We start from the raw sequence: 19,959 nt of genomic DNA on the forward strand, positions 1-19,959 counted from the left end.
GGCCGGGCCCTGCTCGCGACAGCGGCCGCCGCGATCGCCGTGCCGTTGTCGCTGCGCGGCTGGGGCGGCGACGCCGCGGTGCTGGCCGCGGCTCTGCCGCGCCTGATCGAGCGTTTGCCGCTGCCGTTCGGCCTGCTCGCGATCGCCCTCGCCTACGCGGTCGCTCGCGGAAGGTCGATCGCCCTCGACGATTACCTGCGCCTGGGCTGGTGGGCGGCGGCGCCGATCGAGCCGGCGCGGGCGACGCGCAGCCTGGTCCTGTTGGCCGGCCTGGCGACCTTGGCGGCGATGGCGTTCGCCGCCGCGGTGTTGACCGCCTGCGGCGGCGAGCCCGCCAGCCTGCGCGCCGCGTACTGGATCGTCGACGGTGGGCTCGCGTTCGGCGCCGTGCTCGGATTGTTCGCGGCGCTGCGCCATCGCCGTCATCCTCATCACCGCCTGCGCGAAGGTGCGCGCCAGCCGCTGTTCGGCCTGGCCTGGCTCGACGATGCGCGGCTGCCGCACCTCAGCGACTGGCAGCGGCGCGAAGGCGTGCTGCGTTGGCGGCGTGGCGGCCACGCCTGGATGATCGGCGCGGTGCTGTTCGGCCTGCCGAGTTCCACCGGCCTCGGCAGCGGCCTCGGCGTGCTGCTGATCGCCATCGCGCTGGCCTGGTTCAGCCTGATCCTGCAGGCCTGCGTCGCGGCGACCCTCGGCGCCGATGCCCTGCTGGCGAGCACCCCGCGCGCGCCCCGCCGGCTGGCGCGGGCCGCCTGGCGTTATCCGGCCTTCGCCTTCGTCTGCGCGGTGGCGTTCGCAGGCGGCGGCGCCGCGCTGTTGGGCCTGAGCTGGCGCGCCGCGCCGGTATTGTTCTCGATCCTGCTGGTTCTTTCGGCGCCGGCCTGGCTTGCGCTGCGTCCCGTCTTACATCGGTCCCTGTCGCGATGACGGTCCTACTCGAACTCGAAGGCCTGCAGCACCGCTACGACGAGCACGCCGTGCTGCACGGCATCGACCTGCGCCTGCACGCCGGCGAATTCGCCGCCCTGATCGGGCCGAACGGTTCCGGCAAGACCACCTTGCTGCACTGCCTGGCCGGCCTGCAGCGGGCGAGCGCCGGGCGGGTGCTGATCGGCGGCCACGATCTCGCACGCGAACCGCTGCAGGCGCGGCGCCGGCTCGGCTTCGCGGTCGACCCGGCGCGGCTGCCGCCGTTGCTGACCGGGCGCGAATGCCTGCGCCTGTTCGCCGGCACCCGCGAACTCAGCGAGATACCCGCGCCGACCCTGGCGCTGGCCGAGACCCTGGCATTGGCGCCGATGCTGGATCGCCGCATCGGCCAGTACTCGCTCGGCACCCGCCAGAAACTCGCGATCGCGCTGGGCCTGCTCGGCGAGCCGCCGCTGCTGGTGCTCGACGAACCGCTCAACGGACTCGACCCGCTCAGCGCCTACGCACTCAAGCGTCATCTGCAGCAGCTCGCCCACGAGCGCGGCACTGCGGTGTTGCTGGCGACCCATTCGCTCGATGTCGCCGAACGCTTCATCAGTCGCGCTCTGCTGCTGATGGACGGCCGCCTTCGCCGCGACTGGCAGGCCGACGAACTCGACGCGATCCGTGCCGACCCGCGGCGATCGCTGGAGCAGTCGATGGTGGAGGCCCTGGCGGCGGAACGGCCTGCGGTTGCGGATTAGTTGGCGGTGGCGGTGCGTCGTTGTCGTATGGCGGTGCGTTGCCGTCGTCCTATGGCGGTGGCATCGTCGCTTACGGCCTGGCGCTTCGTGGACGCCGCGACTGCGACACTGCAAACGATCGCGCAGCGATCCAAACCGACCGAACCGGCCAGACGAGTCCCCTTTGGAGAAGGAGGGCAGGCGGGATTTGCCCTGTCCTGCAATTCATCGCCATTGGCCGGTCTCACCATCATCGCCTTCCGCCAGTAGCGTCGTAGACGCCGTGGCGCGGTCGCGGCTTGCGCCGCTCCTACCCAAGAGCCGCTGCGTCGCGACCGGGGCCGGGGTAGGAGCGGCGCGAGCCGCGACTGCGACACTGCAAACGATCGCGCAGCGATCCAAACCGACCGAACCGACACGACGATTCTTCCTTCGAGAGGGGGGGATTTGGCCACGCAGCTCAACGCTTATCGGCCCATCTCACCATCATCGCCTTCCGCCAGTAGCGTCGTAGACGTCATGGCGCGGTCGCGGCTTGCCCCACTCCTAACCAAGAGCCCAGGAGCCCAAAAGCCCAAAAGCCCAAGAGCCCAAGAGCCCAAGAGCCCAAGAGCCCAAGAGCCCAAGAGCCCGGACGGGCATGACCGAGCGCTCATCGGAGCGGCGATGGGCTGCTACCATGCCCACCGTTGCAGAAGAGTGGCGCCGGCCGATGGCCGCTGCCCGCCGAAGGCGCAGGCTCCCATAATCGCTCAGGCTCGGCCCTCGCGGCCGGAACACTGCAACGAACACGCCGATCTGGAGAGAGGCCGCGATGCGGCCCACCGAAGGGGCAAGCGGCCGCTGTCGCGACAGCGCGCCGCCCAAACTCTCAGGTAAAAGGACAGCGGGAGCGGCACCGCGGCCTTCGGGCCACGGAGACAGGCAGGCGGTGCGGCCCATGGCCGCGCGCATGTCGTGCCGCCCGGCCGCTGCGTGCTCGCCGCAGCGGCGCGTTCGCGTCTTCGTGCCCGGCCGCGGTTCGTTCGTGCCCCTCCGACGGAGAACCGCCGTGTTGCTGCAACTGATCTATCTCATCGCCATCAGCGCCGAAGCCATGACCGGCGCGCTCGCCGCCGGCAAGCGGCGCATGGACCTGTTCGGCGTGGTCATCATCGCCAGCGTCACCGCGCTCGGCGGCGGTTCGCTGCGCGACATCGTGCTCGGCCACTATCCGCTCGGCTGGGTGCGTCATCCCGAGTACCTCGGCTACACCATCGGCGCGGCGATCGCGGCGACTTTCCTGGCCAAGAAACTGCACCGCTTGCGTCGCGCCTTCCTCTGGCTCGATGCGCTCGGCCTGATCGCCTTCACCCTGATCGGCTGCTCGGTCGCGCGCGAAGGCGGGCACGCGCCGGCCATCGTCGTCATCGCCGGCATGTTGACCGGGGCCTTCGGCGGCGTGCTGCGCGACGTGCTGTGCAACGAGATCCCGCTGGTGTTCCAGCGCGAGCTGTACGCGGTGATCTCGCTGCTGACCGGCGTGGCCTATCTGGCGATGCTGCGCTTCGGCGTCGCCGAGAACCTCAGCGTGCTGCTGTGTCTTGGCGGCGGTTTCGCCTTGCGTTTGTTGGCGATCCGCTACGAATGGGAGATGCCGAAGTTCGTCCATCCCTGAGCGCCGCCGGCGGCGCGGTCACGAGGTCTCGCCGAGCACCTCGGCGATGCGTTGGCGCAGCGCCGGCAACAGTTCGGCCGCGAACCAGGGATGGCGCTTGAGCCAAGCCTGGTTGCGCGGGCTCGGATGCGGCAAGGCCACCGCCCGCGGCCATTGCGCGCGCCAAGCCTCGACCGCTTCGGTCAAGGTCGCCCCGGCCTCGGGCAGGTGCCACAGCTGCGCGTAGCGGCCCACCGCCAGGGTCAGGCGTACGGCGCGCAGCTGCGGCAACAGTCGGCGGTGCCAGGTCGCCGCGCATTCCGGCCGCGGCGGCAGGTCGCCCGAAGCGCCGGTGCCCGGATAGCAAAACCCCATCGGCACGATCGCCACCCGCGTTTCGTCGTAGAACGTGGCGCGGTCCAGCCCGAGCCAGTCGCGCAAGCGCTCGCCGCTCGCATCGTCGAATGGAATCCCGGAGGCATGCACCTTGCGTCCCGGCGCCTGCCCGGCGATCAACAACCTCGCCCGCGGGTCCGCCTGCACCACCGGCCGAGGCCCGTGCGGCAGGTGCGCAGCGCATAGGGTGCAGGCGCGGATCTCTTGAATCAGCATGGGCTCGGGACTCGGGACTCGGGACTCGGGCTCGGGTCGGGCTCGGGATTCGGAATTCGGAATTCGGAATTCGGAATTCGGAAGGCTAAAGCAAAAGCGCCGAGCGCGGCATGCAGCATCTGCTTGAACGATTCAGCCCTTTAGATGGATTGCAGTGACGAGTATCGCGGCAACCGGTTGATAAGACTGGGCGAGGCCGATGCAGCTCACGCGATTCGAATCCATGCTCTTCGAGTCCCGAGTCCCGAGTCCCGAGTCCCGGTTCTTCGGGCCCCAAGCCCCGAGTCCAACGCAAAAGCAAAACGCCGGCCCCAAGGCCGGCGTTCGCTCGAAACATCAACGCAACTGACTCACGCCGTGATATCGCGATCCTTGGTTTCCGGCAGGAACAGCGCGCCGATCACCACCGTCATCGAGGCGACGATGATCGGATACCACAGGCCGCTGTAGATGTCGCCGGTGGCGGCGACGATGGCGAAGGCGGTGAACGGCAGGAAGCCGCCGAACCAGCCGTTGCCGATGTGGTAGGGCAAGGACATCGAGGTGTAGCGGATGCGCGTCGGGAACAGCTCGACCAGCCAGGCGGCGATCGGGCCGTAGACCATGGTGACCAGCAGCACCAGGAAGGTCAGCAGCGCGATCACCATCGGCTTGTTGATCTGCGCCGGGTCGGCCTTGGCCGGATAGCCCGCAGTCTGCAGCGCGTCGGTCAATTGCTTGCCGAAGGCGTCCGACTGGGTCTTGAACGTGGCGCTGTCGAGCGACTCGCCCTCGAAGCTGCTCAGGCTGGCGCCGCCGATGCTGACCGTGGCCACGCTGCCGGCCGGGCCGGCTGCGTTGACGTAGGGAATGCCCTTCTTGGCCAGCGCCGACTTGATGATGTCGCAGGACTGCTTGAAGGTCGCCTTGCCGACCGGGTCGAACTGGAACGCGCAGCGCTCCGGATCGGCGGTGACGGTGACCGGCGAGGCGGCGACCGCGGCTTCCAGCGCCGGGTTGACGTTATGGGTCAGCGCCTTGAACACCGGGAAGTAGGTGAACACTGCGATCAGGCAGCCGGCCAGTACGATCTTCTTGCGGCCGATCTTGTCCGACAGCCAGCCGAACAGGATGAAGCCGCCGGTGGCCAGGGCCAGGGCGATGGCGATGAAGATGTCGGCCTGGTTCGGGTCCATGCCGAGGGTCTTGGTCAGGAAGAACAGCGAGTAGAACTGGCCGCCGTACCACACCACGGCCTGGCCGGCGGTGGCGCCGAGCAGGGCCAGCAGGGCGATCTTGCCGTTCTTGGAGAAGAAGCTCTCGGTGATCGGTGCCTTGGAGGTCTTGCCCTCGGCTTTCATCTGCTGGAACAGCGGCGATTCGGCCAGTTGCAGGCGGATCCACACCGACACGCCGAGCAGCAGCACCGACACCCAGAACGGAATGCGCCAGCCCCAGGACTCGAAGTCTTCCTTGCCGAGGTAGTTGCGGCACGCCCAGATCACCAGCAGCGACATGAACAGACCGAGCGTCGCGGTGGTCTGGATGAAGCTGGTGTACAAGCCGCGCTTGCCGTTGGGCGCGTGCTCGGCGACATAGGTCGCCGCGCCGCCGTACTCGCCGCCGAGCGCCAGGCCCTGCAACAGGCGCAGGGTGATCAGGATGATCGGCGCGGCGATGCCCATGGTGGCGTAGCTGGGCAGCACGCCGACCAGGAAGGTCGCCAGGCCCATGATCACGATGGTGACTAGGAAGGTGTACTTGCGCCCGATCATGTCGCCGAGGCGGCCGAACACCAGCGCGCCGAACGGCCGCACCGCGAAGCCGGCGGCGAAGGCGAGCAGGGCGAAGATGAACTGGCTGGTCTCGTTCAGGCCGCCGAAGAACTGCTTGCCGATGATCACGGCGAGCGAACCGTAGAGGTAGAAGTCGTACCACTCGAACACGGTGCCGAGGCTGGACGCGAAGATGACCTTCTTGTGGCCCTTGGTCAGCGGCGCACTGGGCGTCGCCGGGTTTGCGGTGATGCTGGACATGTCTGTTCCCCCGAACAGTGGAGAGGAGCGGGCCGGGGCCCGCCGGGGCGATTGGATGTTGCGATGAATCCTTGCTTCGTGCTCTCCGCGACGGCGGGGTTCCAGGGACCTTCGGCGCTTGCGCACGGGAGCCCCGGATCCCGCTCTCGCGGGCACGACGATGGCGCGGCGCGAACGCCGCGCCGTGCGGTCAGAAGCTGTACTTGACGTGGGTCTGCAGGCGGTTGATCTCGCCGCGGTCGCCGCTTTCGATCTCGCGCTGGCCCCAGATGTACTCGGCACCCACGTCGAGTTTCGGGATTGGGGTATAGATCAGGTTGATGTGGGCCGATTGCGCCGACTTGGTGATGCCCAGGCCCGTCAATGCGGTCTCGTTGTCGTACTCGGCGCGCGAATAGAACAGATTGCCGCGCAGCTTCGGGGTGAACACGTGGCGCCAGCCGACGAAGCCCGAGACCAGGTCGATGTTCTCCAGGTCGCCGCTGGCGTCGAGCACCGCGTCGTTGTTGAGCGCCAGGCCGACGTAACGGCCGATGCCGCTGCCGGCGGTGACCATATAGCGCAGGTCGTCCTTGGCGCCGAGGTTCCACTTGCCCGACAGGCTCAGGCCGTAGCCGGAGTTGCTGTCGTTGGCGCGGCCGGACTGGTACTTGAGCTGGCGCGCCAGCGCGCCGACGCTGAAGTGGCCCCAGTCGCCCTTGGCGGTGTAGCGCGCGGTCACGTCCGGCACCGCGCCGTCGTCGCCGGCGACCTGGGCCATGTTGCCGCGGAACGGCGTGTACACGGTTTCCGGGTTTTCGATCGAGAACGACCACGGCCCGCTGGTGTAGCGCAACTGCGCCTGGCGCACGAACACCGTGCCCTCGGTGGGGCCGAGGAAGTCGACCGTGTCCGGCAGCGCCGCGGTGTCCTGGAAGTTCGACCAGGCCTGGCCGGCCATCCACTTGTTCCAGGTCACGTAGGCCTGGCGCAGGGTCAGCGCATAAGTGTTGGTGGCGACCTCGTTGCCGGTGAATGCGGTGGTGCCGCCGCCGAACAGGTCGAATTCCAGATAGCCCTTGAGCTTGTCGCCGCTCTCCAGGTCGGTATCGGCGGCGAACCAGAAGCGCGAGAAGTTCGCGCCCATGTCGGTGTCGCTGCCGCCTTCGCGGGTGGCCGCGCCGCCGACCGGGATGGCCTTGGGCACGTAGAACAGCCGTCCTACCGAGCCGTCGGCGATGTCGCCGTCGTTGGTCTGGGTGACCGAGGCGTCGAGCTTGATGAAGCCGCCGTAGCTGAAACGGGTGCCGGGGTTGCCGGCGGTCGAGATCGGCGTGCTCTGGATGCCCGGCTTGGCAGCCGTCGCCGCGGTCGCGGTCGGCGCGGCGGCCTGCGCGGCCTTGACCTCGGTGACCTGGGTCTGCACCTGCTGCTGTTGCGAGACCAGCTGCTGGACCATGCGCTCGAGTTCGGCGACGCGGGTTTCGAGTTCTTTTTCCTTCGCCGTCTGCGCGAAGGCCAGTCCGGGCAGCGCCAGGGCGACCAGCAAGGCCGCGGCCAGGGGCCGCCGTCGCATTGCCGCGCGCTGCGGTGCCGTGCGCGTGAACACACTAGTGAACGTCATGATTCCCTCCCGAGGAACGCCGCGCGGTACGTGCGGCTGCGGCCAGCCTGCGCGCCGCCGCGACGGCTTCACCATTCGCCATTGGTCGTAACGCCGCGATTCAGTTCCCCATTTGCGACCGAGTTACGACCAAGGTCTAAACCGCCGCGGCCGCGGCGGTCGCGACGGATGCGGCACACTGGGCGACCTCGCGCGCCCGCGCGCAAGCCCTGCTCGCCGCGACGCGGATCCGGACCGACCGGGAACGATCGCGGCATAGGCGTCGCGCGCCGGGTCGGCTATAACGAAGCCCGCGCCTCGACACTGCCAGCCCACGGAGCCCCCACTCATGACCCACCCCGTCACCGTCTATCCGACCGACGCGGACTTCGCTGCGAAGTCGCGCTACCGGCGCGAAGACTACGAGCGTCTCTACGCCGAATCGGTCGCCGACCCCGACGCGTTCTGGGGCGGCGTGGCCAAGCGCCTGGACTGGTTCAAGGCGCCGACCAAGATCAAGAACGTCAGCTACGATCTGGCCGACTTCCGCATCCATTGGTACGAAGACGGCGAGCTCAACGCGAGCGTCAACTGCCTCGACCGCCACCTGGCCGAGCGTGGCGACAAGACCGCGCTGCTGTTCGAGCACGACGATCCGAACCTGCCGGCCGAGCACATCACGTACCGCGAGCTGCATGCGCGCGTGTGCCGCCTGGCCAATGCGCTGCGCAACCTCGGCGTCAGCAAGGGCGACCGCATCACCATCTACCTGCCGATGATTCCCGAGGCGGTGGTGGCGATGCTCGCCTGCGCGCGGGTCGGCGCGATCCACTCGGTGGTGTTCGGCGGCTTCGCCCCGAACTCGATCGCCGACCGCGTCGCCGACTGCGCCAGCAAGCTGGTGATCACTGCCGACGAAGGTCTGCGCGGCAGCAAGAAGATTCCGCTCAAGGCCAACGTCGATGCGGCCCTGAAGCTGCCCGGCACCAACTCGGTCGAGACCGTGCTGGTGGTGCGCCACACCGGCGCCGCGGTCGACATGCAGATGCCGCGCGACCGCTGGTACGACGCAGTGGTCGAAGGCCAGCCGGAGACCTGCGAGCCCGAACGCATGAACGCGGAAGACCCGTTGTTCATCCTTTACACCTCCGGCAGCACCGGCAAGCCCAAGGGCGTGCTGCACACCACCGGCGGTTATCTGGTCTATGCCAGCTTCACCCACGAGGCGGTGTTCGACCTGCGCGAGGACGACATCTACTGGTGCACCGCCGACGTCGGCTGGGTCACCGGCCACAGTTACATCGTCTACGGCCCGCTCGCCAACGGCGCCACCGCGCTGGTGTTCGAGGGCGTGCCGAACTACCCGGACGTGTCGCGTTTCTGGAACGTGATCGACAAGCACCGGGTGAGCGTGTTCTACACCGCGCCGACCGCGATCCGCGCGCTGATGCGCGACGGCGACGAGCCGGTCAAGAAGACCTCGCGCGCCTCGCTGCGCTTGCTCGGCACGGTCGGCGAGCCGATCAACCCCGAAGCCTGGCGTTGGTATTACGAAGTGGTCGGCGACTCGCGCTGCCCGATCGTCGACACCTGGTGGCAGACCGAGACCGGCGGTATCCTGATCACTCCGCTGGCCGGCGCGATCGACCTCAAGCCCGGTTCGGCGAGCAAGCCCTTCTTCGGCGTGCAGCCGGCCCTGGTCGACGCCAACGGCGGCGAACTCGAAGGCGAGGCCGAGGGCAACCTGGTGCTGAAGGATTCGTGGCCGGGCCAGATGCGCACCGTCTACGGCGACCACCCGCGTTTCATCGAGACCTATTTCAAGACCTATCCGGGCAACTATTTCACCGGCGACGGTTGCCGCCGCGATGCCGACGGCTATTACTGGATCACCGGCCGCGTCGACGACGTCATCAACGTCAGCGGCCACCGCATCGGCACCGCCGAAGTCGAGAGCGCCCTGGTTTCGCATCCCAAGGTCGCCGAAGCGGCCGTGGTCGGCTTCCCGCACGACCTCAAGGGCCAGGGCATCTACGCCTACGTGACCCTGATCGCCGGCGAAGCGCAGAACGACGAACTGCGCAAGGAACTGGTGGCCTGGGTACGCAAGGAAATCGGCCCGATCGCCACCCCCGACCATCTGCAATGGGCGCCCGGCCTGCCGAAGACCCGTTCGGGCAAGATCATGCGCCGCATCCTGCGCAAGATCGCCGAGAACGCTCCGGACCAACTCGGCGACACCAGCACCCTGGCCGACCCGTCGGTGGTCGAGAGCCTGGTGAGCGAGCGACTGGGACGATAAGAGCGTCACTGCCTGGCTGGCACGGCTGTTATCGCGGTCGTGCTGGTTGCGGTGGGGCGGTTGTAGTAACAACAGCAACAGCAACAGCAACAGCAAATCCCCCCGGCCCCCCTTTTTCAAAGGGGGGATTCGGTAGGAAGGTTATTCATGGGCTGGGTGATTCGTGAGCGAGGCTACGAATGGCCTTGCTTGGACAGTTCAAGCTCCACTTCAAGCTCCACTTCAAGCGTCGACTCAAGCTGGCATTGGTATACCCGTGCTGTTGCTGTTCCCCCCTTTGAAAAAGGGGGGGGCGGGGGGATTTGCTTCGGCTGTCAGCTTTCAACGCGGCTTAGTCTCAGACGTTCCAGCACCACCCGATGTATCTCCTCCATCACCGCAGCCGTTTCCCTGAGCACCTGCAGGTTGTCGAAGCGGATCACCTTCAGCCCGAGCATCTCCAACGCGACCGTCCTTCCTGCATCCGCCGCCAGGCCAGACTCGGTCATGTGCTGCGCGCCATCGACTTCGACGATCAGCGCCGCTGCCGGCGCATAGAAGTCGACCACATAACGCAGCAACGGCTTCTGCCGGTAGAACTGCACGCCGAGTATCTGCTTGCGCCGCAACAGCCACCACAACCGCTGTTCGGCGGCGCTGGCGTCGCCTCGCAGGCGGCGCGCGGGCGTTTTGAGACCGCGTTCATACGAATGCATACCCACAGTTCACCCGGCTTCACCCATCGTCCAATAGCGGACCCGCCCCCCATAGGACGTAAGATTCCTGCCATGTACGTCGTCCGCAGCGCCCTTCCCCCGACCAGGCCCGCCCCATGCCGACCCTGCTGATCGCCGACGACCACCCGCTGTTCCGCGAGGCCTTGCGCGGCGCGGTGGCGCGGGTGCTGCCGGATGCGGCCCTGCGCGAAGCCGACAGCGTCGACGCGCTGTATGCGCTGGTCGAGGCCGAATCCGATGCCGACCTGCTGCTGCTGGACCTCAACATGCCCGGCGCGCAGGGCTTCAGCGCGCTGGTGCATCTGCGCGCGTTGCATCCGCAGTTGCCGATCGTGGTGGTGTCGGCGCGCGAGGAGCCGGCGACGATGCGCCGCGCGCTCGATCACGGCGCGGTCGGCTTCATCCCCAAGTCCGCCGATGCGGCGACGCTCGGCGCGGCGCTGACCACGGTGCTCGACGGCGACCGCTGGGCGCCGGCGGCAGCCTTCGCCGCGCCGGCCGCGAACGCCGACGAACACGAAGCCGCGCAGCGCCTGCGCGACCTCACCCCGCAGCAGTTCCGCGTCCTGCAGATGCTCGGCGCCGGCCTGCTCAACAAACAGATCGGCTACGAGCTCGGCGTCTCCGAAGCGACGGTCAAGGCCCACGTCACCGCGATCCTGCGCAAGCTCGGCGCCAACAACCGCACCCAGGCGGTGTTGATCGCCGGACGTCTCGCGCTCGACCCCAGCGCGATCGTGCCGCCGCCGGAAGAGGCCGAGTAGGCGAGGCGGCGACGCAATCTGCGCCGCGCGCTTTGTCCCACCGATCTGAAACGACCGCCGATGGACCCAGGCCCGAACTTTCCCGATCCGGTCACCAAGACCATCCAGATCCAGGCCGCTCCCGCGACGGTCTGGCAGGCGCTGACGGATCCCGAGCGCATGGCGGCATGGATGTCGGAAGAACCGCTCGAAGTCGTCACCGACTGGAGCGTCGGCGGCCCGATCCTGCTCCGCGGCCTGCTGCACGGGCGGTTGCGCTTCGAAAACCATGGTGTCGTGCGCGTATTCGAACGCGAGCGCGCACTCGGATACACCCACTGGAGTTCGCTGTCGCGGCGAACGCTCGCCGACCTGCCCGAGAACCATGTCGGGATCGGACTGCTGCTGCACCCGGGCGGCGACGGCACCCGACTCGAGTTGAAGCTGAGCAATCTCGGTCACTACGCGATCTACGGTCACCTGAACTTCTATTGGGAAGTCAGCTTGGCCGTGCTCAAGCGCTACTGCGAAGCCGGTGAAGCCTAAGGGTTCGCCGTTCGTCGGCGCACAGCGGGCCGCCGCGATCGGTCGTTGATCGGACTGCGTCCTGGCCGGCATAGTCGTCGTGCTCGCACCGCCCGCCCGGAGGACACCCGCATGCAGCATCGAACCCGGTGGTTATCGGTCGCGGCCATTCTGGCGTTCGCCTTGCCGGCCGGCGCGCAGGACAGCGATTGCGACTTCGACCAGGCCTATCTGGCCAAGCGCATGCAGCAGGTCGCCGCGCGTCACGGCGGCCGGCTCGACGCGAGCGGCAACGCCGTATGGATGCTGAGCAACGGCGAAACGGTCATCGTCGCCAGCGGCGGCTGCGTGCATTACGGCACCACGGTGAGCCTGATCTATGCGCCGGGCTCTCCCGCACCTTCGCGGGAGGTCGCGATCGAGCGCCTGCTCGCCGCGATATCGAAGTACTGGCAGCCCGGCGCGGCGCGGCGTCTGCAGGCCGCGCTGCGCGCCGGCGTGTATGAGACGCGGACCTTGGACGACGGCAGCGCCGAGCAGGTCGGCGCACTCGACCCTGGCGCGGGGTTCTCGTTCGAATACCGCCTGATCCTCGGCGAGCGCGAGGCGCGTATCGGCTGGGAAGAAGCCTGATCGGCGAAAGCGCAAGCCGCGCACAAACTTGTCAACCGCGTTGCGCGGGTGTTAGCTGGCCGCCTCAAGCATCGCCGAGCAGTCGCGGTCGGCGCGCAGGCGCCCTGGCGCAGCATGCGGTCGGAACGGAGGCGCAATGAAGCGGGAGCTCGAAGGCAAGGTCGCGGTGATCCACGGCGGTGGCGGCGCCATCGGCGGTGCGGTGGCGCGCGCGTTCGCGTACCAGGGCGCGCGCCTGTTTCTCGCCGGCCGCAGCCGGCCGCGCCTCGATGCGGTGGTCGCCGACATCGTCGGCGCCGGCGGCGTCGCCGAAAGCGCGCAGGTCGATGCGCTCGATGCGGATGCGGTCGAGCGCCATGCCGAGGCGGTCGCGGCGAAGGCCGGCGTCATCGACATCGTGTTCAACGCGGTGGCCTTCGTGCACGTGCAAGGCGTGCCGTTCGCCGAATTACCGCTGGCCGATTTCGAGCACCCGGTGCATTCGTACCTCCGCTCGAACTACCTCACCGCGCGGGCGGCGGCGCGCCACATGGGCGAGCGCGGCGGCGTCATCCTGAGCCTGGTCACCCCGGTCGCGCGCATGACCGGGCCCGGTTATCTCGGCCATTGCGTCGCCTGCGCCGGCGTCGAAGCGATCTCGCGCCATCTCGCCGGGGAACTCGGCGGACGCGGCATCCGCACGGTCTGCCTGCGTTCGCATGCGATCCCCGAAGCGCTGGAAGCCGGCTCGCACAGCCGCGAGGTGTTCCAGCCGCTCGCCGACCAGGCCGGCATCTCGGTCGAGGCGATGCTGCAGGGGGCGGCCGAGAGCACCTTGCTCAAGCGCCTGCCGACGTTGGCCGACATCGCCGGCAGCGCGGTGTATGCCGCGTCCGATCGCGCGGCGGCGATGACCGGCGGCATCCTCAATCTCACCGGCGGTTTTCTGGTGGATTGAGGCGCGAGCGACTCAGGGCTCGTCGCGTTGCGCGTCCGGCGCCCACACCACGCCGAGCGCGCGGATGCCGAAGCCGGACACGCGCTGTACCTCGCGCCACGGGTCGAGCGAGGTGTCGAATTCGATGATTTCGTAGGAACGGCCGCAAGTGCGCCAATCCGTGCACGGCGCGATGTTCGGTGCCTGATCCCAGGGAATGCCCGACAGCCGCCGCAACTCCACCCACGCCTCGGCCAGCGAGCCGTGCTGGCTCAGCGGTTCGGCGTGATCGGTGTCTTCGATGATGAAGCGCGTCGCCATGCTGTCGATGCGTTACCCGGAAAGAGGGACTGCGGGGCGGAGCCGGGCGGTCGCGCCGGCCTTCCCCAAGGCCGGCGATCCCGCGGCATCGTAGCCGGGCTCATGCCTCAGGACAAATCGTCGCGGCGGCGACGCTGTGCGAAGCGCGAGCGCAATGCAGGATCAACCGCGACGGCAGGATCGCGGGCGCGAAAACCCGGATCGCTATCACAGCCGGACGCAATGCTTCGATCGTGGACGAGGCACGGCGAAACGACGCTTGCGCTGACCATGACGGCTCGGCGCGAACGAAGGCGCGTATCGCGAGGCGTGCGCATCGCGCGCACGCACGAGTTCGCCGTCGCGACGACCGCTAGGGCAGGGTGAACTTGCGCATCGCGCGCAGTGGCCACAGCGAGGTGAAGCGCGCGCCGCCGACCAGGCGATGCGCGGCCGACATGCCCTGCAACAGGCCCAGGCGTTCCAGCACGTCTTTCGCGCGGCGGAACGAATGGCGAGGGTCGGCGGTCAGCATGAACAAATTGATCTCTTTCGCGCTGACGTCGTACCCCTCCAGTTCGACCGTGTCGCCCAGCGCGGCTTTCAGTTCGGCCTCGATCGTCGCCAGGAAGGCTTCGTCGGCCAGCGACTTGCGCCAGAACTTGATGATGAGTTGATGTTCCATTCCGCCGATTGTAGGCGCAACCGCGACCGCCGCGATCCAGACGTGCCGCGATGCGGTGCGCGGGCCGAAAAACAGCGGCCCGGTTTCCCGGGCCGCCGGTCGAGCCTGCCTGTTTGCCTGCCCGCTCAGTCCTCTGCGCTTTGGTAGGCGACGAGATAGCGGCCGGCGGCGACGGCGAAGGCCGCGCGGGTCACCGTCTTGCCGGGGTCGAAGTAGGCGTGCAGGGTCGGCTGCAGATCGAACGGGCCCTGGGCGACGGCGAAGCGCGCGTTGATCAGCCCGCGGTCGAGGGCGAGCTGCACGTAACCGCGCAGGCTGGCCGGGATCGACGCCGCATCGTCCACCGGGATGCGCTTGCCGTCGTAGAACGCGGTCAGCTGGCCGTTGAACGCGCGCGCTTCGCCTTGCAGGGCCAGGCTCTGCACCAGCGAATAGGCCAGGCTGACCCGGCTGACGCTGTCGTTCGGCCGGAACGCGCCGTTGAGCGTGCCCATCACGCCGTCCTGCGACTGGCTCAGGTCGCGCAGCGCGCCGCCGTTGGCGACCGCGGACTCGGCGTAGGCATAACGCGCATCGCCCGGCGCGAGGTCGCTGAAGCTGGAGCGGCCGTTGAACGGCAGGTGCTGGCGCACGCTCTGGCCCATCAACAGGTACTGCGCCAGTTCGCTGCGCTTGAGCGTGGCATCGGGGCGGAATTGCTGGTCCGAGTAGCCGTCGACCAGTCGGTGGGCCACGGCGAACTCGATCGCCGAGCGCGCCGGATGCGTGGCGACGTCGTCCATGCCGGTATAGCCGCCGCTCTTGAGGAAGCTGATCTCGCCGTCGACCGTGCCGGGCAGACCGTAGCCGTTGGTGACCTTGGCCGGGTCGAGGTTGGTGCCCGACACCGAACCGACGCCGCGCACGCTGACCTTCCACACGCCGGGCTTGCCGGGCGCGCCGGTGGTGACGGTGTCGCCGAGCACCGGCAAGGCGATCGAGGAGCCGTACTTGATCCCGTCCGGGTCGGTCAGCACCACCGCCAGGGTGTTCTCGCCGATGGTGGCGCGCGCCGCGACCCAGGCGATGTCGCTGCCGACGGTGAAGCTTTGCTCCTCGACCGCGCCGACCGGCGCGAAGTCGACCGAGAACGGCAGGTTCGGCACGCCGCCGGACAGGATCGCATTGGCGTTGAACGCGCGCAGCGGATTGACCGTGGCGCCGAAGCCGTAGCGCAGCGCGGCCGCCTCGGCCACCGCGGTGTAGGCGTTGACGTGGCCGGCGCCGGCTTCCCAGGCCAAGCGCCCGGTCATGTTGGTCGAGGTGCGTTCGAGGATGTCCTTGATCTGCGCCGGGGTCAGGTTCGGATTGGCTTCCAGCATCAGCGCGACGATGCCGGCGACGTGCGGCGTCGCCATCGAGGTGCCGCTCATGTGGGTGTAGTGGGCGAGGTAGGCCGGCGCCAGGGTCTCGGCGTCGTGCTGCGCTTCGGTCGCCGGCAGGGCGCCGGTGAGCGCGCGGGTGGACACGATGTCGACACCCGGAGCGACGAGGGTCGGCTGGTTGACGTAGGTCCACTGGCGGCCGTCGGGCATGCTGAAGCGGCCGCTTTCGCCGCGCTTGCCGCGCGAGGAGAAACCGGTCAGCACGCCGTCCTTTTCGCCGGCGCCGACCGAGATCACCCACGGCGCCTGCGCATAGGGGTTGTGGGTGTCTTCGCCGGGGCCGTCGTTGCCGGCGGCGAACACGCTGACGATGCCGCGCTTGTACAACTCGTAGGTCGACACGTTGACCGGGTTGAGCGGATCGAAAGCGCCGCTGCTGCCCCAGGAGTTGCTGGTCACGCGGATCGGATGCTCGAAGCTGAACTGCTTGGTCGCGGCGTAGTCGAGGCCGCCGACCGCGTCGAGGATCAACAGCACCGCGCCGGAGCCGTAACCGACCAGGTCCGCGCCCGGCGCCACGCCGCGGTACAGGCCGTTGGAGCGGGCGCCGTTGCCGCCGATGGTGCCGGCGCAATGGGTGCCGTGGCCGGAGCCGAGATCGGTGTTGATCACGCCTTCGGTGTAGGAGATCGGCAGCATCGAGTCGAGCGAGTTGAGGTTGGTGGTGCCGAGGGTGTTCTCGACCACGTGCTCGCGGAACTTGAGGTCGTCGTGGGTGGCGTCGATGCCGGAGTCGTTGACCACCACGGTGATGCCGGCGCCGCTGAACGGCACCGCGCGCACGTAGTCGCCCGGGTTGTCGACGGTGCGGGCGGCGCCGGTGATCTCGCGTGCTTCCTTGTTGAAATAACGCAGCGGCGCGTTCCAGTAGATCGAGGCCACATCGTCGCGCTGGGCCAGGGCGCGGATCTCCGCCGGCGTCGCCAGCGCGCCGGCGATCGGCAGAGTCCGCATGGTCACGCCCCGGTCGATGCCTAGCGCGCGCAGCGCCGCGACCTGGGCCGGAGTCACCGGGCTCGACTGCTTGTAGCTGACCACCACCTGCAGCGGCTCGGTGCCGGCGACGGCGGCCATGCGCTTGAGCAACTGCGGGTCGAGATGGGCGTCGGCCAGGGCGACGCCGCTGGCGAGTACGCCGGCGGCGATGGCGCAGACGCGGAAGGTCTTGCGGGGAATTCGCGATGACATGGTCGAATGGCTCCGGAAACGCCCAGGACGTGAGGCGTCCACCGAGTATTCGCAGCCGCCGGCGGCGATCCATCGGGACTTCCCCCCAATCGGCTGGGGAGAAACCCTCAGGGGCCGGTACGGGTTTCGGGGAGCGTCTTTATGTGGGGAACGCGGAAAACCCCCAGTCAGCTCGGCAGCGGGGCACCGCTCGGCCGGTCGCCCGGCAGCGCGCCCGGCGCTGAGTGAAATCCCCTAGAGACACACATCACATTTCGGTTTAGCCTGCCGTTTCGCATGGCCGTACGCCGGAGTGAGCGATGGGGAAGTTCGCGTTCGCGTGGAGGCTGCTGGCCGCCGCCGCTCTGTCCGTATCCAGCGCCGCCGTCTCGGCGCAATCGCTGCCGGTCACCGTCGACGCCTCCGGCACCACCGCCACGATCGTGGTCGGCGACCCCGCCCTGCCGCTCGCCGATCTGACCCTGAGCTTCGACGATGCCAGCGGCCTGCAGGCCTCCAGCCTCGGGGTCAGCGCGCAACTGGTCAGCCTCAGCGACAGCGCCCTGCTCGCGCGCCTGCCGGGCCTCGGCCTGACCCCGCTCGATCCGGCCTTCCCCGTGCTGATCACCATCGAGCCGCCGGCCCTCGGCGGGCTCAGCTTCCATCGCAGCGTGCGGGTCGAAGTGCATACCCACGCGCTGAGCTACAGCGCGGGCAGTTCTTATCGCCTGTTCAAGGCGCCGCTCGGCGGCAGCTTCCGCGATATCTCCGACGAAATCGCCCCGGGCAGCGTGCGCGCGCGCGGCACCACCGGCGGCTTCTCGCAGTTCCTGGTGCTGCCCGACCTGCGCCCCACCGGCAGCGTGATCGCGCAGAAGATCGCCTGGCTGCGCGGCCGCGTCGACCTGCTGCCGCCGCCCGAGCAGCCGAGCTTCGATGCCTGGCTCGACACCGTCGCCAGCGCGGTCGCCGCGGGGCAATACGCCGATGCGATTACCGCGCTCGATGCGTTCCGCGCCCGCGCGGTCGCCCGCGCCGGCAGCCCGATCGCCGACCGGTGGCGCGCCGCCCGCGACCTCGACAATCAGGCCGGCGAATTGATCGCCGGGGCGGCGACCTTGAAGTTCAGCGTCGCCTACCTGCGCGACTTCGGCCAGTAAACACATTGCAGCATCGGCGGGTCGCGCCGCGCCGCCTGCCTTTCCTGCATCGGCGAGGCTAAGATGAGCCGATGCAGGCGCGCCTGATCGCCTATCCGCCAGATCACGCCGCGGTCGTCCGGTCGTTGCGACCGGGCGATACGCTGAGCATCGGCCGTGCGCCCGATTGCGGCCTGGTCATCCAGCACCCGTCGATTTCGCGCCGCCACGCCGAACTGTGCGGCGATGCAGAAGGCTGGCGCCTGCGCGACCTCGGCAGCAAGAACGGCAGCTTCGCCGACGGCCTCGCGGTCGACGAACTGGTCATGAGCGAGCCGTACTGGCTGCGCTTCGGCGACGTCCATTGCGAGTTCGCCCCGCTCAGCGCCGCCGAGATCGCCTCCGGCGACCACGGCCAGTCGCTGCGGCGCGCCGCAGCCACCGCGCACACGATGCGCTTGCAGGGCCTGACCCGGCTCGACGATCTGCTCGACGGCAGCCTGCGCGCGGTGCTCGAACTGGCCCAGTGCGAGCGCGGTTTCGTCCTGTTCGAGGCCGGCGACGGCTACCGCGTCCACAGCAGCCTGGCGCTCGATCCGGGCCGGCTCGGCGCCCGCGAATTTTCCGGCAGCGTCGGCGCGGTGCGGCGAGCCCTGCAACAACGCCGCGCAGTGGTCGCCAACGACGTCGGCAGCGACGCCTGGCTGGCCACGCGCGCCTCGGTGGTCGCGGCCGGCATCAACGCGCTGGTATGCCTGCCGCTGCTCGACGGCGACCAGACCCTCGGCGTGCTTTACGCCGACCGAGTGCGCCCGGGGCCGGCGATCACCACCCTCGACCTGGAACTGCTCGAAGCCTTCGCCGAAGGCGCGGCAGTGTGGATCGCGGTGCGCCGCACCAGCGAATGGCTCGAGGCCCAGCCGGCCGCGCCGCAGTGGGAGCGCATCGTCGCCGCCCACCTCGGGGAGGCCGGATGAGCACTGCGGACGGTTCCGACCGGGACGCGACCGCCACCGGTCTCTACCGACACGCCGACCTCGCGCCCGGCAGCGTATTGGCCGGGCGCTTCCGCATCGAATCGATGCTCGGGGTCGGCGGTATGGGCGTGGTCTATCGCGCCACCGACCTCGCCCTGGACATCCAGGTCGCGTTGAAATTGCTGCGCCCGGAACTGATGCACCGCCCGGACGCGTTCGAGCGCTTTCGCCAGGAACTGTTGCTGGCGCGGCAGGTGTCGAGCCCCCACGTCGTGCGGATCCACGACCTGGCCCAGCACGAAGGCCGCTGGTTGATCAGCATGGATTTCGTCGACGGCGAATCGCTCGACCGCCGCCTCGACCGCGACGGTCCGTTCGCCGTCGACACCGCCCTGCGCATCGCTCGCCAACTCGCCGAAGGCCTCCGCGCCGCCCACGCCAAGGGCGTGGTGCATCGCGACCTCAAGCCGGCCAACGTGCTGCTGGACGCGCAGGGTAACGCCTACATCAGCGACTTCGGCGTGGCGCGTTCGCTCGCGAGCAGCGGCCTGACTCAGTCCGGCGCGGTGATCGGCACGCCGGACTATCTGTCGCCGGAACAGGCGCGCGGCGAGGCGCTCGATGCGCGCAGCGATCTGTATGCGCTCGGCCTGATCCTCTACGAAATGCTGACCGGCAAGCTGCCGTTCGCCGGCGGCACGGTCAGCGAGGTGCTGGCGCAGCGCCTGCTGCGCACGCCGCCGCCGGTGACCTCGCTGCGCGCCGAACTGCCGGCCTGGATCGCGCGCCTGGTCGACAAGCTGCTGCGGCCGCAACCGGCGCACCGCTTCAAGGATGCGGCCGCGGTGATCGCGGCACTCGATGCGAAAGCGGTGCCGCGCGACGGCTATCGCGAAGGCGGCCGCGCCGCGCGCATGCGCTGGCTGGGCGCGGCT

The 19,959-nt window shown here is 68.9% G+C and carries 18 protein-coding genes and 1 riboswitch; of the genes, 11 read left to right on the forward strand and 7 right to left on the reverse strand.

The window, feature by feature from the left end; translation table 11 throughout:
* The 3 genes from ACSAMQ_RS15640 to ACSAMQ_RS15650 all read left to right on the forward strand — a co-directional run.
* Window positions 1-927, forward strand: a 927-nt coding sequence (locus ACSAMQ_RS15640; RefSeq protein ID WP_435396532.1) for a hypothetical protein, incomplete at its 5' end; no start/stop codon positions are given.
* Window positions 924-1,673: an ABC transporter ATP-binding protein gene (locus ACSAMQ_RS15645; RefSeq protein WP_435396533.1), complete on the forward strand. Its 750-nt coding sequence runs from the start codon at window positions 924-926 to the stop codon at window positions 1,671-1,673. The genes ACSAMQ_RS15640 and ACSAMQ_RS15645, both read left to right, overlap by 4 nt.
* Window positions 1,674-2,440: 767 nt before the next feature.
* Window positions 2,441-2,547: riboswitch (glycine riboswitch) on the forward strand.
* Window positions 2,548-2,703: 156 nt separating this feature from the next.
* Window positions 2,704-3,309 carry a trimeric intracellular cation channel family protein gene (locus ACSAMQ_RS15650; RefSeq protein WP_435396534.1) on the forward strand — a complete coding sequence of 202 codons (606 nt, stop codon included), beginning with the start codon at window positions 2,704-2,706 and terminating at the stop codon, window positions 3,307-3,309.
* Window positions 3,310-3,327: 18 nt separating this feature from the next.
* Here the strand turns inward: ACSAMQ_RS15650 and ACSAMQ_RS15655 are convergent, their stop codons facing one another.
* The 3 genes from ACSAMQ_RS15655 to ACSAMQ_RS15665 all read right to left on the reverse strand — a co-directional run bounded on the left by ACSAMQ_RS15655 (window position 3,328) and on the right by ACSAMQ_RS15665 (window position 7,518).
* Complete coding sequence (locus tag ACSAMQ_RS15655) at window positions 3,328-3,900, reverse strand: uracil-DNA glycosylase family protein (RefSeq protein WP_435396535.1); 573 nt, start codon at window positions 3,898-3,900, stop codon at window positions 3,328-3,330.
* Between the two features lie 350 nt (window positions 3,901-4,250).
* Complete coding sequence (locus tag ACSAMQ_RS15660; protein WP_435396536.1) at window positions 4,251-5,915, reverse strand: MFS transporter; 1,665 nt, start codon at window positions 5,913-5,915, stop codon at window positions 4,251-4,253.
* Window positions 5,916-6,105: 190 nt separating this feature from the next.
* Entirely contained in the window at window positions 6,106-7,518 is a 1,413-nt protein-coding gene (locus tag ACSAMQ_RS15665) for a DcaP family trimeric outer membrane transporter (protein WP_435396537.1), read from the reverse strand.
* 328 nt (window positions 7,519-7,846) lie between these two features.
* On the opposite strand from ACSAMQ_RS15665, the gene acs reads away from it, so the two are divergent.
* Entirely contained in the window at window positions 7,847-9,799 is a 1,953-nt protein-coding gene (acs, locus tag ACSAMQ_RS15670; protein ID WP_435396538.1) for an acetate--CoA ligase, read from the forward strand.
* Between the two features lie 314 nt (window positions 9,800-10,113).
* Here acs and ACSAMQ_RS15675 read toward each other — a convergent pair whose 3' ends face one another.
* Window positions 10,114-10,494 (reverse strand): endonuclease domain-containing protein, encoded by a 381-nt coding sequence (locus ACSAMQ_RS15675; protein ID WP_435396539.1) that lies wholly within the window; start codon window positions 10,492-10,494, stop codon window positions 10,114-10,116.
* Window positions 10,495-10,610: 116 nt separating this feature from the next.
* Between ACSAMQ_RS15675 and ACSAMQ_RS15680 the strand changes: the two genes are divergently transcribed.
* From ACSAMQ_RS15680 to ACSAMQ_RS15695, 4 genes are all read left to right on the forward strand, one after another.
* A complete protein-coding gene (locus tag ACSAMQ_RS15680) occupies window positions 10,611-11,279 on the forward strand; it encodes a response regulator (protein WP_435396540.1) in 669 nt (222 codons plus the stop codon).
* Between the two features lie 60 nt (window positions 11,280-11,339).
* Window positions 11,340-11,804, forward strand: a complete 465-nt coding sequence (locus ACSAMQ_RS15685; RefSeq protein WP_435396541.1) for an SRPBCC family protein — start codon at window positions 11,340-11,342, stop codon at window positions 11,802-11,804.
* Between the two features lie 111 nt (window positions 11,805-11,915).
* A complete protein-coding gene (locus ACSAMQ_RS15690) occupies window positions 11,916-12,416 on the forward strand; it encodes a hypothetical protein (protein WP_435396542.1) in 501 nt (166 codons plus the stop codon).
* 136 nt (window positions 12,417-12,552) lie between these two features.
* Window positions 12,553-13,353, forward strand: coding sequence for an SDR family NAD(P)-dependent oxidoreductase (locus tag ACSAMQ_RS15695; protein ID WP_435396543.1), 801 nt, complete (start codon window positions 12,553-12,555; stop codon window positions 13,351-13,353).
* A gap of 12 nt (window positions 13,354-13,365) precedes the next feature.
* On the opposite strand, the gene ACSAMQ_RS15700 is transcribed toward ACSAMQ_RS15695, so the two are convergent.
* The 3 genes from ACSAMQ_RS15700 to ACSAMQ_RS15710 all read right to left on the reverse strand — a co-directional run bounded on the left by ACSAMQ_RS15700 (window position 13,366) and on the right by ACSAMQ_RS15710 (window position 16,929).
* Window positions 13,366-13,653, reverse strand: a complete 288-nt coding sequence (locus tag ACSAMQ_RS15700; protein WP_435396544.1) for a hypothetical protein — start codon at window positions 13,651-13,653, stop codon at window positions 13,366-13,368.
* Between the two features lie 352 nt (window positions 13,654-14,005).
* The gene (locus ACSAMQ_RS15705) at window positions 14,006-14,317 is read right to left on the reverse strand and encodes a hypothetical protein (protein WP_435396545.1); all 312 of its coding nucleotides are present in this window, start codon (window positions 14,315-14,317) and stop codon (window positions 14,006-14,008) included.
* 125 nt (window positions 14,318-14,442) lie between these two features.
* A complete protein-coding gene (locus tag ACSAMQ_RS15710; protein ID WP_435396546.1) occupies window positions 14,443-16,929 on the reverse strand; it encodes a S8 family peptidase in 2,487 nt (828 codons plus the stop codon).
* Window positions 16,930-17,228: 299 nt separating this feature from the next.
* On the opposite strand from ACSAMQ_RS15710, the gene ACSAMQ_RS15715 reads away from it, so the two are divergent.
* The 3 genes from ACSAMQ_RS15715 to ACSAMQ_RS15725 all read left to right on the forward strand — a co-directional run.
* Entirely contained in the window at window positions 17,229-18,068 is an 840-nt protein-coding gene (locus tag ACSAMQ_RS15715; protein WP_435396547.1) for a DUF6689 family protein, read from the forward strand.
* A gap of 71 nt (window positions 18,069-18,139) precedes the next feature.
* Window positions 18,140-19,024 carry a GAF domain-containing protein gene (locus ACSAMQ_RS15720; protein ID WP_435396548.1) on the forward strand — a complete coding sequence of 295 codons (885 nt, stop codon included), beginning with the start codon at window positions 18,140-18,142 and terminating at the stop codon, window positions 19,022-19,024.
* A partial coding sequence (locus ACSAMQ_RS15725; RefSeq protein ID WP_435396549.1) for a serine/threonine-protein kinase occupies window positions 19,021-19,959 on the forward strand: 939 nt, incomplete at its 3' end. The genes ACSAMQ_RS15720 and ACSAMQ_RS15725, both read left to right, overlap by 4 nt.

Source organism: Lysobacter sp. 1R34A, from assembly GCF_051217035.1.
In the GTDB taxonomy this organism is placed as follows: Bacteria; Pseudomonadota; Gammaproteobacteria; order Xanthomonadales; family Xanthomonadaceae; genus Lysobacter.

Excerpts from the sequence above, each read along its gene's own strand:
- ACSAMQ_RS15645 (WP_435396533.1), top strand. The coding sequence starts at position 924 with ATGACGGTCCTACTCGAACTCGAAGGCCTGCAGCACCGCTACGACGAG.
- ACSAMQ_RS15655 (WP_435396535.1), bottom strand. The coding sequence starts at position 3,900 with ATGCTGATTCAAGAGATCCGCGCCTGCACCCTATGCGCTGCGCACCTG.
- ACSAMQ_RS15660 (WP_435396536.1), bottom strand. The coding sequence starts at position 5,915 with ATGTCCAGCATCACCGCAAACCCGGCGACGCCCAGTGCGCCGCTGACC.
- ACSAMQ_RS15665 (WP_435396537.1), bottom strand. The coding sequence starts at position 7,518 with ATGACGTTCACTAGTGTGTTCACGCGCACGGCACCGCAGCGCGCGGCA.
- acs (WP_435396538.1), top strand. The coding sequence starts at position 7,847 with ATGACCCACCCCGTCACCGTCTATCCGACCGACGCGGACTTCGCTGCG.
- ACSAMQ_RS15675 (WP_435396539.1), bottom strand. The coding sequence starts at position 10,494 with ATGCATTCGTATGAACGCGGTCTCAAAACGCCCGCGCGCCGCCTGCGA.
- ACSAMQ_RS15680 (WP_435396540.1), top strand. The coding sequence starts at position 10,611 with ATGCCGACCCTGCTGATCGCCGACGACCACCCGCTGTTCCGCGAGGCC.
- ACSAMQ_RS15685 (WP_435396541.1), top strand. The coding sequence starts at position 11,340 with ATGGACCCAGGCCCGAACTTTCCCGATCCGGTCACCAAGACCATCCAG.
- ACSAMQ_RS15690 (WP_435396542.1), top strand. The coding sequence starts at position 11,916 with ATGCAGCATCGAACCCGGTGGTTATCGGTCGCGGCCATTCTGGCGTTC.
- ACSAMQ_RS15695 (WP_435396543.1), top strand. The coding sequence starts at position 12,553 with ATGAAGCGGGAGCTCGAAGGCAAGGTCGCGGTGATCCACGGCGGTGGC.
- ACSAMQ_RS15700 (WP_435396544.1), bottom strand. The coding sequence starts at position 13,653 with ATGGCGACGCGCTTCATCATCGAAGACACCGATCACGCCGAACCGCTG.
- ACSAMQ_RS15705 (WP_435396545.1), bottom strand. The coding sequence starts at position 14,317 with ATGGAACATCAACTCATCATCAAGTTCTGGCGCAAGTCGCTGGCCGAC.
- ACSAMQ_RS15710 (WP_435396546.1), bottom strand. The coding sequence starts at position 16,929 with ATGTCATCGCGAATTCCCCGCAAGACCTTCCGCGTCTGCGCCATCGCC.
- ACSAMQ_RS15715 (WP_435396547.1), top strand. The coding sequence starts at position 17,229 with ATGGGGAAGTTCGCGTTCGCGTGGAGGCTGCTGGCCGCCGCCGCTCTG.
- ACSAMQ_RS15720 (WP_435396548.1), top strand. The coding sequence starts at position 18,140 with ATGCAGGCGCGCCTGATCGCCTATCCGCCAGATCACGCCGCGGTCGTC.